This is a genomic window from Arcticibacter sp. (assembly GCF_045629565.1).
Taxonomy (GTDB): Bacteria; Bacteroidota; Bacteroidia; order Sphingobacteriales; family Sphingobacteriaceae; genus Arcticibacter.
The window spans coordinates 59,018-72,103 of sequence record NZ_JAZQRL010000042.1; the positions used below are offsets into that span (position 1 = coordinate 59,018).

The following is a 13,086-nucleotide window of genomic DNA, read 5'->3' on the forward strand; positions in this document are numbered from 1 at the left end:
GACTCCTATTTTAAATCAAGGCTCATCTGGATGTCGGCACGCTCATAAGGGGTAGGCCGGCCCGTCACTTCCTTAAAACCCAGCTTTCGGTACAAATTAATCGCCGGCATGAGAGAAGTGTTACTCTCCAGATAAAGCCGTTTGGCACCCATTTTCCCTGCCGCTTCAACAACAGCATTCGCAAGCAGCCAACCGACCTTTTTTCCCCTGCACTTTCGGAGAGACGGCCATTTTCGCCAGCTCATAATCGTAATCCGGATCATCCATCCTAATCAACGCGCAGACACCTACAGGCTCACCGTTGTATACCGCTACAAAGATCTTCCCACCTCGTTCAATAATATACGCTTTAGGATTGTCCAGCGCTTTGTAGTCAGCTTCCTCCATCGCAAAGTAAGTGGATATCCACTCCTCATTGAGTGCCCGAAATGCCGTTTGATACGTGTCTTGATATTCTACAATCTGCACTTCTACGTTATCACTCATCTTCTCGCGTTTACCACATCATTAATCATATAGCAAAGGTCGTAACTGATCACGTGATCGCATAATGAAATTGCTTTCCCAGTTCGGGCAACTGAGGCTACGTTAGCAAAATCAGTTCCATACGAGCTTTCCAGCCTCCCGTAACTTCACGCCCAGATATCGTCCGATGACAATCGCAATGACTGATGCTGACGCAAAATAAGCAGTGTTGTAAGTATTCCCCCGATCTAAATCAGCGACAATCCCCACAGCTATCTCGAGAGATAGCCCGAATACCGTCGCTATCAAAAGATATCTATTTACATCACTCCTTCTATTATAGAATGCGATGAGAAACGATAGCGTCATATATCTACAATGGTAGAGCTATCTAGCCCCGTCCCAAAAACAACGGAGCAATATGCCTTTCATACAAATTCCCTGTTACGTGCACACTAACAATGTCGCTGTATTTCGCTAAGGCCGCATAATAACGATCTCCATGCTCACCGGCGACCTTATAAGCCACATGCAGCAGCTGCCTGAAGTCTGGATTAAAATCCGGATGCTGCTGATCATGGCGAATGGTATTAGCCATTTTGTCCGGACTCCATGAACTTACTTCTTCAGCACTCGGTAACCTATCGCGTTGCACATCAATGACAGCAGCATACGGTCCGCACAGTTCGTCAAATCGCCCCAAAGCACTGCTATAGATGTCTTTCACCAGCTCGAGAGCCTCATTGCCTGCTTCTGAAAGACCAATAACTTCTTCAAGCCAGGTAGTACCGGCCGTTTTCAGATGTATGCCTGCATCATGCTTGGTGATTAACTGATTAATCGGCTGATAGATAGAAAACTTGTCGCTACCAGAGTGTACACTTAGCTTTAAGTTCTCCGGCAGACCGAACTCCTTTATCGCATGCCTGATAACGAGGATATCTTCCTCAAACTCTTTCTCGAACTGCTGTAAATCGCCAACATAGTCAACTCCCTTATTAAACCGCCCGCTGAACTTAGGAGCAATGGTTTGCGCTTTTACATGATAGTCGGCCAGTGCACTCAGAATAAAAAATAGCTCTACCGGAGTCTGAGGGTCGTCTACTTCGTCCATGGACACTTCCGCTATGAAATTATCTTCACCTTTCGCTTTCGCTATGTGAGCATAAAGTTTACCGGCTTCAATGGCTGCCAGTAAGAACTTCCCGGCTGTATAGCGCAAGTTATCTTCTGTTACGCTGAATTGCTCGCTTATACCAGGAATGAATAGATCTCCTATGTATTTTCTGCGCCGTTCGACAAAGTCCTCGATCACGTTTTCAGGAGCTGACTTGCCGATGTAATTCGCAACATCCATCGTAAAGAAATCAGACGATTCGATAAAAGCGCCTACCGTATCCATCGTGATATGATCGGCATCTACACGATAAGGGTCAGTCCAGGCCAAGGCTTTTACCGCCGCATCGGCCTCGGCTCGCAACTCCGGAGGGGAGGTATTCACCGTTTTATGCTCCCGATACGATTTATTCCAGACAGGAGTAATCGTCACTCCCCTCTCCTTAGCTTTCAAAACTGCTTTCAACTGCGCTTCGCCCTGATGAGCAAAACGATCACCCATCCCGAATGAGTACTTTTCCAACTTCATAACAACACAACAACCTATAATCGAAAAGGTTATAGTATTATTACGTACTATAAAGAAAATATCTTCTCCATCAGCATCCATTTCTCCCCCGGCTTCGCACCCGGCAAAGCTTGCTGATATTTCCACATCAACGCCTCCCATTCCTGCACCTTAATATTTGCAGCATCCATTTCCGCTTTACGTTCGAAGCTGAAAGAATCATCCGTCTCCATAATCATGCACAAACGGTTGCCAAGGAGGTAGATCTCCAGTGCGGATACACCCGACTGGAGAAGACTGTCTTTCACCTCATGCCAAACTTCTTTATGCCATTGCACATATTCGCCCACGAGCTTAGGATCATCTTTAAGATCCAGTGTCATACAGTATCTCTTCATCTCTCTGTTAATAAATTTATAATTAGTGCTCCCCTTTCAGGCGGAACAAGAGTTGCGCTTCAAACAGCGATTCAGGCTTGACCATCTTTCCCTGCATCTCGTTTGTTCCCGTGTTTTCAAAGGTCACTTTGCGGTCTGACTGAAAGCCCACCAAAACAGGTTCCGCGATGGTAAAATTCCGCCGTCTGTCCGGATCCCAGAAATTATAATGTTGATCCTTTCCAGAGCTGTGCTGAAAATTCCACAAAACGAGCTGTCTACCGTGATGCGGATATCCTGGCTCTGGTCCTCCGAGATTAAAAAATACGCCACCTTTTATCTGGTCATACAAGGTAGCCAGGGGCTGTCCCGAATGTATATCGATGTTCTGATCCGTGCCTAACGTACATTGGGTGATCACCGTACCCGAAGCACTGTATCCGGTACCGGCACCATGATGCTGCGCACTATTGAAATTGCAATTCTTGATCAGCACACCATATCCGGTTCTGGCATGTACAGACGCATGGCCTTTTTTTCCAGTGAAGTCGACATTCAGAACACTTATCTGGTAGCCGCCGCTGATATACAGGCCTTCGTTCCAGTCATTGAATACACAGTTCCTCACCCAGCTGTTCTTTACATTTTGCATACCTACAGCCTCCCAGGCGTAATCGTGTATAGCATTTTTATGATGAACAAACTCTTCCGGATAATTCTTCCAGTTACTGCTAAAGAGGATGTCTTCGACTCCACATTCTTCCATGGAGGAATATGCGCGGAGCTCAAAAGGTTTGCTGCTTACGATTTTCAGATCGAAATGAATTGGATTCTTAAATTTCACCCGCTTACCCTCAATTTTTTCTATGGTATGAATTTCATGGATCAGCATCCCTCCATTCGGACCGAATAATCGTGTCCATTGCTGTTTGAGTTGAAGGGGTGCGAAATATGCTTTCGTAAACTCTTCGCTCCTGTGATAAATCACCACATCTTGTCCTGCTTTCAGGGATGAAGCATCGGCAACTTCCACCCAAAAACTCTCACGACTAGCATTCCGGGTAATGGTTGTCAGCCGCCTGGAGTTTGTAGAAGATGGCCTAAACTGGATTTGTCTGCCATGGATCCGCATCTTATCCTGAAATATTTCCGTACCGCCGGCGCCACTTCCGCTTCCTTTTAGAACGATGTTGCTCTTCGAGATACGGATATGCTTTGTACTATCATGGTCGGCCGCCAGCATGTATTTTCCGGGAGGAAAAAACACGACGCCTCCAGAAGGGCTCTTCTCAGCGGCATCCACAGCCCGTTGGATCGCCTCATCATCGTACTGTCCATCATCAGGCTTCGCTCCATAATCGACTACATTAAACCGCATTTTCTTTGATTGGTCCGGGATGGACCGTTCTGAAAAGTGGTAGCCGGCATAAGAGAAATCGGGCAGGATGGGTATCGCACCGGTCTTTTTAGCATTGATAAAATCTTCCCACAAAGGGGCAACCTGCTGCGCAAAGACCGGAAAGGTCATCACCAGAAACAAACAAGATATTGAACTGATTTTCTTCATCATATCATTTAATAAAGATAACGCAAAATTAGTCCAGCTCGCCGGTCTTCATTTGGCTTGCCGGTACTGTCGCGATATTGTCTATATGACCTTCAACCTCCAGCCTGATAACAGGTGCGATAGCTAATGCCGATTTACCGGGGATACTCACATATACGTTTCCGCCTGCCGCCTTCGTATTCACCTTCAGCGGACTCCCCAACACAGCTGCTGATACAACCTTGCTTTTCAGCTGCGGCAATATAAGAGCTTCTCCCTTGGGCCAGTCAAATACGGTAAGATATAAAACGGTGTTCGTTTGGTTATCTTTCCGGGTAATACAACCCCAGTCGACCGCCGCTAGAGGGTTTTTTTTTGTAGCATAAATCGCTTCACTGTTGACTTTCATCCATGAACCTATTGCTTGCAGCCTCTCTACACTTTCCTGTGGAAAAGAGCCGTCCGGCTTAGGTCCGACATTTAAGAGATAATTCCCACCCTTAGAGGCAGACTCCACTAAATTACGGACAAGTGCTTCCGCGGATTTCCAATTGTCATCTGTCTTCCTGTACCCCCAGGTCCTGTTCATCGTCATGCATGTTTCCCAATCCTTGCCGTCAAGCTCAGCCTGATCGGGTATTTTTTGCTCCGGCGTTCTGGTATCACCAGGGAAGTTTGGTCGTTTCAACCGGTCGTTAGTTATAATTTGAGGTTGTAACTTCAGAATCTCTGTAAATTTCAAGGCAGCATCATCAGTCATACGTGTAGGAGTATCCCACCAGAGAACAGCGATCTCGCCATAGTTGGTCATCAGCTCCCGCAGCTGAGGTACGGCAACCTGATCGATGTACTGGTCAAAAGACTTTGTTTCCTGCAGAGGGTCCCAATGCCCCAAATTCGCTTTGGTATAAGCGTCAATTTTCGTACTATCCGGATTTGGCCAACCCTCTCGCATCTCCTTCCTGGCGGCAGACCCACCAGGGTTTACCCAATCCTGTGCCTGAGAGTAATAAAAACCCAGTTTCATCCCATGCCTTTTACAGGCTTCGGCTAGGGGTTTCAGCAAGTCCTTGCCATACGGCGTCGCATCGGTGATATCCCAGTCCGAGGCCTTCGAATCAAACAGTGCAAAGCCATCATGATGCTTAGCCGTGATGACAATGTACTTCATACCCGCATCTTTAGCCGCTTTAACCCACTCATCCGCATCGAACTTGACAGGATTGAACTGCCGCGCTATTGACCTATACTCCTCCACCGGAACTTTCATCCTGTTCATGATCCATTCTGCGCCGCCTTTGGCCTGCTGGTACCCGCGGTACTCCCCTGCCATCTGCGCATAAACGCCAAAATGAATGAACATACCAAAACGGGCTTCTCTCCACCATTTCATACGTTCTTCCTTGGACAAATTGGATTGAGCGTAGAGTGAGGAGCTTGCAAGTGCAACAATTAAGAGGAGGAGTACGGCTTTCTTAAACATTCCTTAAAGGATTAGATGGATCTATTATTCGCATTTCAGGCAGGTTCGGTAAAAGGATGGATTTTGATTTCATCATTTTCTAGTAAAGGGTTTATAATTTTTTGTCTCGGTAAGCTTGTGCAAATAAGAAATAATTCAGAGGCAAAACCGCTTACCCTATTGGCTAATTTATCTGCTAAATTGGCTTCAGCTTTGCATCATAGTATCTTAAAAAACTGGTTTTTACCGATCATCGGTTGCAACAACCATATCCTGCAGATGGGCATCGTGCAGGCAAAATTTCATAGCATTTCTAAAAAGACGTATGATTCCTGACTACTGACATCCAGACAACTTGCATCAATCATCGTCTATATCAGTCGCTATAGCAGCAATGTTCAACCCCACATGAGTCCGACTTTTGACCCTGTAAGTCGGACTCATGTGGGGTGCAAGGCGCTGGATATACGCCAGCATACAGACTATGATTGGGAGATGGTATTACGGAATGACTTACTCAATCGCTAATACAGATGAGGTCTGTCCAAGACCATATATAAGCGGCATAAAGGTCAATAACGCCGGCTACACAGTGATTCTGAAGGTCGATGAAATAGTCAAGATCGGAAAATAACTGGTCTATTATTTCCGGCCTGAACTTTAGCGCTGTTTCACAAAGAAATAACGTATTGATTTTGTTTCTTTTTATAGATTTGCATCTATATGAAGCGCACAAAAATCAAAGACCTCTTAAATACGACTGACTTTGGGCAGGAGATTAATGTTCAAGGCTGGGTAAGAACGTTCAGAAACAATCAGTTCATTGCTATCAATGACGGATCGTCGATCAATAATTTACAGGCTGTTGTAGACTTCACGAATACGGATGAGGCCATATTGAAACGAATTACTACTGGTGCCGCTATTTCGGTAACGGGAGATCTTGTAGAATCTTTAGGTAAGGGTCAGCGCGTAGAATTAAAAGTTAAAAATCTGGAGATCCTGGGCGACAGTGATCCTGAAAAATATCCATTACAACCCAAGAAACATAGCCTGGAATTTTTACGGGAAATCGCACACCTGCGCTTTCGTACCACCACGTTCAACGCTATTTTCAAGGTAAGACATGCCCTTGCATTTGCTGTTCACCAATTCTTCAACGAAAAGGGCTTCGTTTACATGCATACCCCTATTATCACGGGATCCGATGCTGAAGGTGCCGGCGAGATGTTCAGGGTTTCTACTATTGATTTTGATAACGTACCCCGAAATGAAGACGGTACGGTAAATTATAAAGAAGACTTCTTCGGAAAGTCTACTAACCTGACTGTATCCGGACAGCTTGAAGGTGAGCTTGCAGCGATGGCTTTCGGCGAGATCTACACTTTCGGCCCTACATTTCGTGCAGAAAATTCCAATACAACACGCCATTTGGCTGAGTTCTGGATGATCGAACCGGAAATGGCGTTCTTCGATATCCATGACAACATGGACCTGGCCGAAGAGCTGTTAAAATACGTTATCCGGTATGCGCTTGACCATTGCGGTGAGGAACTGGAGTTCCTGAAAGGCCGTCTGCTGGAAGAAGAAAAGCAGAAACCGCAGGCAGAGCGTTCTGATATGGATTTGCTCTCCAAATTGCAGTTCTGTTTGGAAAACGATTTTGAGCGCATCACTTATACCGAAGCGATTCAAATCCTGAAAAGCTCCAAGCCGAATCAGAAGAAACAATTTAAGTATCTGATAGACGAGTGGGGAGCTGACCTGCAATCAGAACATGAGCGCTACCTCGTAGAGAAGCACTTTAAAAAACCGGTAATCCTAACAGACTACCCGGCTGATATCAAGTCGTTCTATATGCGCCAGAACGAACCTGATGAGCTGGGCAGAAACACAGTGGCCGCCATGGACATTCTCTTCCCTGGAATAGGCGAGATCGTGGGTGGCTCTCAACGGGAGGAGCGTCTGGAGAAACTGGAAAAACGCATGCATGATATGCACATTCCGGTTGAAGAGATGTCGTGGTTCCTGGATACCAGAAGATTTGGCTCAGCGCCACATGCCGGCTTCGGGTTAGGCTTTGAGCGTTTGGTATTGTTCGTAACAGGGATGACCAATATCAGGGATGTTATTGCCTTCCCGCGTACGCCGAATAATGCTGAATTTTAATATCTGACAACATTTTCAAAAGGCCTGGGTTATATCATTCAGGCTTTTTTAATAGAATTGAAGTTATGCTGATACGTATTTATCCTGAAAACCCTAATCCCAGGGCGATTCAACAAGTGGTTGATGTATTGAGAGGCGGCGGAATAGTGATCTACCCAACCGACACCATTTACGGACTGGGCTGTGATATCACCAATCATAAGGCCATCGAGAAGATCTGCCAGATACGAGGGATAAAGCCGGAAAAGGCTAATTTTTCATTCATTTGTCACGATCTGCACAACATTTCAGAGTATGTTAAACCGATAGATACATCGGTATTCCGATTGATCAAGAAGGCGCTTCCGGGCCCTTTCACCTTTATTTTCAATGCATCCAACAATGTTCCGAAGTTACTCAGCTCCAAGAAAAAGACGGTGGGTATCCGTGTTCCGGATAATTCCATAGCAATGGAAATTGTGAAACAGCTTGGCAATCCTATATTATCCACCTCCATACGGGACGATGATGATATTCTCGAGTATTCTACAGACCCGGAACTTATCCACGAAAAATTTGAAAACCAGGTGGATATCGTGATCGATGGAGGATACGGAGGCAATATAGCATCAACGGTTGTAGACTGTACTACCGGTGAGTTTACTGTGCTAAGAGAGGGCAAGGGTAAGCTGGAAGATTACATATAGCGACCAAGTCCTTGGGATGCACTTTAATATAGTGCGGTATTTTGTATTTTCGCAGCATGACTCGCAAAATCAACCTCAAAGCTTTTAAAGACTTCCTCAGATCAGGACAAATCGGTGGTATACTTCTTCTAGTCTCTGTTGTGATATCATTAAGTATCGCAAACAGTCCGCTGCATGAATCTTTTGCGAGCTTGCTCCATCACCAGTTTGGCTTTGTTTTAGGAAGCTTCAACCTGAGGTATTCAACCGAAATATGGGTAAATGACGGCCTGATGGCAATCTTTTTCCTCCTGGTGGGATTGGAAATTAAAAGAGAAATTGTAGAGGGCGAGTTATCTTCTATTAAGCAGGCTGCCATGCCCGTCTTCGCGGCTATAGGTGGAATGCTTGTTCCTGCGGTGATTTATGCCATGTTTAATCAAGGCACCGCAACGGCCGGCGGTTGGGGAATACCCATGGCTACAGACATCGCCTTCGCGTTGGCGATCATATCGATGTTAGGCGACAAAGTCCCCTCCTCTCTTAAGATTTTTCTGGCGGCATTGGCAATTGTCGATGACCTTGGTGCCATTATCGTTATTGCGATATTTTACACCAACGAGCTCCATACTGATCAGTTGCTTTACTCCGCCGGCATTATGGCGCTCCTGGTCGCTTTCAATAAATTTGGTGTTAAGAACCTGATTTTTTATCTGATTCCGGGCATTTTTCTGTGGTACTTTGTTCACCATTCGGGGATTCATGCGACTATTGCAGGCGTCCTGCTCGCCTTTACCATCCCTACAAATGTGAGCGACCAGGAGTCGCCGTTGGAAAAGCTGGAACATAGCCTTACCAAACCAGTGAACTTCCTTATCATGCCCATCTTTGCTTTGGCCAACACGCTTATTCGCTTTGAAAGCGGAATGATTCAAGGTCTGGCGAGCTCGTTGGGAATGGGTATCATTTTTGGATTGATTGTTGGCAAGACATTGGGCATCTTTGCTTTTTCATGGCTATCGGTAAAATTGAAATGGTCGGGACTTCCTTCGGGCGCACAATGGAAGCACATTGTGGGCGTTGGACTTCTCGGAGGGATAGGGTTCACTATGTCTATTTTTATTTCGCTTTTGTCTTTTGACGATGTTTTCTTACAATCTGAAGCTAAATTCTCTATCCTGATCGCATCTGTACTCGCTGGAAGCCTGGGTTTTATCTACCTTAAGAGCCTTAACAAATCAAAAGTTACACCGACTGACAATAAAGATGAGGCATTTTAGTTTAGAGTAATATAACATGTAGTTTACTTAAATGAAACATCGTTCACATAACATCGTTGAAGTCGTACTATTTCAGATCCTCCACCTCGACCGCCTTGTAAGGTGGTTCAATAAATAAAGTTTTTGGCGAAAGTGTTTATCAAAAGATTAAAAAGCGGCTTAAGGCTCTTCCTAATCAAATGAAAACAGTCGGAATTTTAAGGAGAATATTAGTTTTTTTGTCAATATCTGGCCGGAAATAAACAATCGCGTTAATCAAGTTCCTCAGATAGAATCAATTTTGTAATTTTGCAAAGTGATTGCAATAAACAACCTTACCTTCGAGATCGGCTCGAGGGCGTTATATGATGAAGCGAACTGGCACATCAAACCAGGTGACAAAACCGGTTTGATCGGTGCTAATGGTACAGGGAAAACAACCTTACTCAAGTTAATAGTTGGCGATGCTAAGCCGACAAGTGGTACCATTTCAATGTCCAAGGACATCAAGATCGGGTACTTAAATCAGGACTTACTTTCCTATCAATCAGATAAAAGCATTCTGCACGTCGCTATGGAAGCCTTTTCACGGCAGAATCAGTTACATACAGAAATCGAGGAGCTTTTGAAAAAGCTGGAGACAGATTATTCAGAAGAAATCTTACATAAGTTGAGCGACAAGCAGCATGAGTTTGATGCGCTTGACGGATATAATATCGAGTTCAAGGCGCATGAGATTCTGGCCGGACTTGGTTTCAGCGAGGAAGACCAGAAGCGCCAGCTTGGCGAATTTTCCGGAGGATGGCGTATGCGTGTTATGCTTGCGAAGATCCTCTTACAAGCACCTGACATCTTATTACTCGATGAGCCTACCAACCACCTTGACCTTCCTTCCATCAAATGGCTTGAAACTTATTTACTGGCATTTGAAGGTGCGATCGTTATTGTATCGCATGACAGGTGGTTCCTTGATAAGGTGGTCAATCGTATCGTAGAGTCCCGCAAAGGAAAGCTGACTCCTTATGCCGGAAACTATAGTTTCTATCTGGAGGAAAAAGCGTTACGCGGTGAAATTCAGAAGAACGAGTACAAGAATCAACAGCAGAAGATTAAGCAGGAAGAACAGTTGATCAATCGCTTCCGTGCGAAGGCCAGCAAGGCAAAGCTTGCTCAATCAAGGATCAAGATGCTCGATAAGATGGAGCGCATCGAAGATGTGGACGATGAAAACCCAAGCGTTAACTTCTCTTTTAAATTCAGCAAGCAGTCTGGACGCCATGTGGTCCGCATCGAGGATGTCAGCAAAGCCTACCCTTCCAATGTTATTCTGGAGCATGCAAATGCTGTAATTGAGAAGGGCGATAAGATTGCGCTGATCGGAGCGAACGGCAGAGGTAAATCTACGTTACTGCGGATCATCGCCGGTGTGGAGGATTTTGAAGGCGAGAGCATCACGGGTCATAATGTTACTCAAACATTTTTTGCTCAGCATCAATTGGAGTCCTTGCACCTGGAAAATGCGATTTTGGAAGAGTTGCAGGCCTTTGCGCCTAAGCATACTGATACGGAGCTGCGGTCGATCCTGGGAAGCTTCCTGTTCACAGGAGACGATGTATTCAAAAAGATAAAGGTACTTTCCGGAGGCGAAAAATCCCGTGTGGCCCTTGCGAAGGCACTTACTGCTGATGCGAACTTCCTGATCCTTGATGAGCCGACCAACCACCTTGACATGGCCTCGGTGAATATTCTGATCCAGGCCCTGAATCAGTTTGAAGGTACATTTATCGTGGTATCCCACGACAGATATTTGCTGGATAACGTAGCAAACAAGATCTGGTTTATCGAAGACCATCAGATTAAGGAGTACCCAGGCACTTATGCTGAGTACGAAGAATGGCAGTCTAAGCGTCCGGTTGTGGTAGCCAAGCCTCAGCCGGCTGCCCCTAAAAAGGAAGAGAAGCCCGTTAAAAAAGCATCTCCGACCGAAGATAAAGGCAAACAGATCAAGAAGCTTAACCAGACGCTTCAACAAGTCGAAGACAAAGTAGCTGAGTTGGAAAAACAGCTGGCGCAAGCTGAATTGGTTCTTGGGCAGGAAGATACTTATCAGGACCAGAAAAAGCTGGAGGCGGCAAATCAGCACTATCAATCGGTTAAGACAGAACTTCAGGCTTATCAGGCGGATTGGGAAAGTCTGGCCGAGCAAATCATGGAGCTTGAATAAGTTTCCAAAAATATACGACAAGCAGCCAGGAGCCACGCGTTTTGCGATGGTCCTGGCTGTTTTATTTTACCTGGGTTTTCCAGCACGGGCGCAAGAGATTGTATTTATGGACCGCGTTTACCATTCGGCCATCCGTTCGGTTGAGTTCTACAACACTGCTAAAGAACAGTCGCTGCCATTGATCACATTAAACTCTTCGGAAGAGCTGTTATTGCGGTTCGACGATCTGAGACAGGGAGGCCGTTCTTACACATACACGATAGAGCACTGTGACATGAACTGGAAAAGCAGTGGGCTCTCTCCTATCGACTATCTGGAGGGATTCGCTGAAGACCGGATAAACGACTATACGATATCGATGAACACCATGCAAGGATACACGCATTACAGCTTATCCCTGCCTAACCAGATTATCAGGCCTAAGATTGACGGAAATTATGTGCTGAAAGTATACGAAGATGGCTATCCGGAGAGGATTATCCTGACGCGTAGATTCTATGTTTTGAATCCGTTGGTCATCATCCGGCCTGAAATAGTTGCCCCCACACAGATATCTAAGAGGAAAAGTAGCCAGAAGATTAATATTACCATTGAGCATCCGCAACTTACTGTTCAGAACCCTTACACGGATGTGAAGTTAGTGGTTAGACAAAACGGCCGCCCGGATGCCGAGCAGACGGTCGATCGTCCGAATCAGATCAGACCAGGACAACTTGTTTTTAACGACCTTCGTACACTGGAGTTCAATGGCTTCAATGAGTTTAGAAAATTTGACTTCCGGACGCTTCGTTTGCAAAGTGAACGGGTGGAGCAGATATATAAAGATTCGGTTAATACCGTTCAGCTATTGCCTGACCAGCCTTATTCTTCATCCAATTATTCTTACTCATTTGATGAAAACGGAGACTTCTTTATCAGGAATCAGGATGGACAAGATCCGGCCACAGATGCGGATTATGCTTATATAACGTTCACGTTCAAAGCGGCCCGGCCACCGGGAGCAGGCGAAGTTTACGTTGTTGGCAAGTTCAACGACTACCGGCTTAGTGACGAGAACAAGTTGATCTATGATCCCGGGCAGTCGCGCTTTTACGGTTCCATTTATTTGAAACAGGGATTATACGACTATCAATATGTTTGGGCAGACGCAAATACGCCTCATGGTGTGAACCATACCCTATTCGAAGGCTCATTCTTTGAAACAAAAAACAAGTATCAGGCATTCTTCTATTACCGCCGTCCGGGATCCAGATGGGATCAACTGATGGGATTTCATGAATTCAACAATTAATTAC

Annotated in this window: 13 protein-coding genes; 6 read left to right on the top strand and 7 right to left on the bottom strand. The window is 45.4% G+C overall.

The features are described from left to right. Window positions 1-5: 5 nt before the first annotated feature. The 7 genes from ACKI5J_RS05570 to ACKI5J_RS05600 all read right to left on the bottom strand — a co-directional run bounded on the left by ACKI5J_RS05570 (window position 6) and on the right by ACKI5J_RS05600 (window position 5,495). A complete protein-coding gene (locus ACKI5J_RS05570; RefSeq protein WP_407427352.1) occupies window positions 6-263 on the bottom strand; it encodes a GNAT family N-acetyltransferase in 258 nt (85 codons plus the stop codon). Then, window positions 166-486, bottom strand: a complete 321-nt coding sequence (locus tag ACKI5J_RS05575) for a GNAT family N-acetyltransferase (RefSeq protein WP_407427354.1) — start codon at window positions 484-486, stop codon at window positions 166-168. Before ACKI5J_RS05575 ends, ACKI5J_RS05570 begins: the two co-directional genes overlap by 98 nt. 111 nt (window positions 487-597) lie before the next feature. Next, window positions 598-834 carry a hypothetical protein gene (locus tag ACKI5J_RS05580; RefSeq protein ID WP_407427356.1) on the bottom strand — a complete coding sequence of 79 codons (237 nt, stop codon included), beginning with the start codon at window positions 832-834 and terminating at the stop codon, window positions 598-600. 22 nt (window positions 835-856) lie between these two features. After that, a complete protein-coding gene (locus ACKI5J_RS05585; protein ID WP_407427358.1) occupies window positions 857-2,110 on the bottom strand; it encodes a tagaturonate epimerase family protein in 1,254 nt (417 codons plus the stop codon). A 47-nt stretch (window positions 2,111-2,157) separates the two neighbouring features. Further along, the gene (locus ACKI5J_RS05590; RefSeq protein WP_407427360.1) at window positions 2,158-2,487 is read right to left on the bottom strand and encodes an L-rhamnose mutarotase; all 330 of its coding nucleotides are present in this window, start codon (window positions 2,485-2,487) and stop codon (window positions 2,158-2,160) included. Window positions 2,488-2,509: 22 nt separating this feature from the next. After that, window positions 2,510-4,036: a DUF4955 domain-containing protein gene (locus ACKI5J_RS05595; RefSeq protein ID WP_407427362.1), complete on the bottom strand. Its 1,527-nt coding sequence runs from the start codon at window positions 4,034-4,036 to the stop codon at window positions 2,510-2,512. A gap of 25 nt (window positions 4,037-4,061) precedes the next feature. Then, window positions 4,062-5,495, bottom strand: coding sequence for an alpha-L-fucosidase (locus tag ACKI5J_RS05600; RefSeq protein WP_407427364.1), 1,434 nt, complete (start codon window positions 5,493-5,495; stop codon window positions 4,062-4,064). A 15-nt stretch (window positions 5,496-5,510) separates the two neighbouring features. Between ACKI5J_RS05600 and ACKI5J_RS05605 the strand changes: the two genes are divergently transcribed. The 6 genes from ACKI5J_RS05605 (at window position 5,511) to ACKI5J_RS05630 (ending at window position 13,082) form a co-directional block, all read left to right on the top strand. After that, window positions 5,511-5,810 (top strand): hypothetical protein, encoded by a 300-nt coding sequence (locus tag ACKI5J_RS05605; RefSeq protein ID WP_407427366.1) that lies wholly within the window; start codon window positions 5,511-5,513, stop codon window positions 5,808-5,810. A gap of 387 nt (window positions 5,811-6,197) precedes the next feature. Then, a complete protein-coding gene (asnS, locus tag ACKI5J_RS05610; protein WP_407427368.1) occupies window positions 6,198-7,643 on the top strand; it encodes an asparagine--tRNA ligase in 1,446 nt (481 codons plus the stop codon). Window positions 7,644-7,708: 65 nt separating this feature from the next. After that, window positions 7,709-8,329 carry an L-threonylcarbamoyladenylate synthase gene (locus tag ACKI5J_RS05615; RefSeq protein ID WP_407427370.1) on the top strand — a complete coding sequence of 207 codons (621 nt, stop codon included), beginning with the start codon at window positions 7,709-7,711 and terminating at the stop codon, window positions 8,327-8,329. 56 nt (window positions 8,330-8,385) lie between these two features. After that, window positions 8,386-9,588, top strand: coding sequence for a Na+/H+ antiporter NhaA (nhaA, locus tag ACKI5J_RS05620; protein ID WP_407427372.1), 1,203 nt, complete (start codon window positions 8,386-8,388; stop codon window positions 9,586-9,588). 295 nt (window positions 9,589-9,883) lie between these two features. Continuing rightward, window positions 9,884-11,791: an ABC-F family ATP-binding cassette domain-containing protein gene (locus ACKI5J_RS05625; protein WP_407427374.1), complete on the top strand. Its 1,908-nt coding sequence runs from the start codon at window positions 9,884-9,886 to the stop codon at window positions 11,789-11,791. Next, window positions 11,784-13,082 carry a DUF5103 domain-containing protein gene (locus ACKI5J_RS05630; protein WP_407427376.1) on the top strand — a complete coding sequence of 433 codons (1,299 nt, stop codon included), beginning with the start codon at window positions 11,784-11,786 and terminating at the stop codon, window positions 13,080-13,082. The genes ACKI5J_RS05625 and ACKI5J_RS05630 overlap by 8 nt, the downstream gene beginning before the upstream one ends. Window positions 13,083-13,086: the final 4 nt, after the last annotated feature.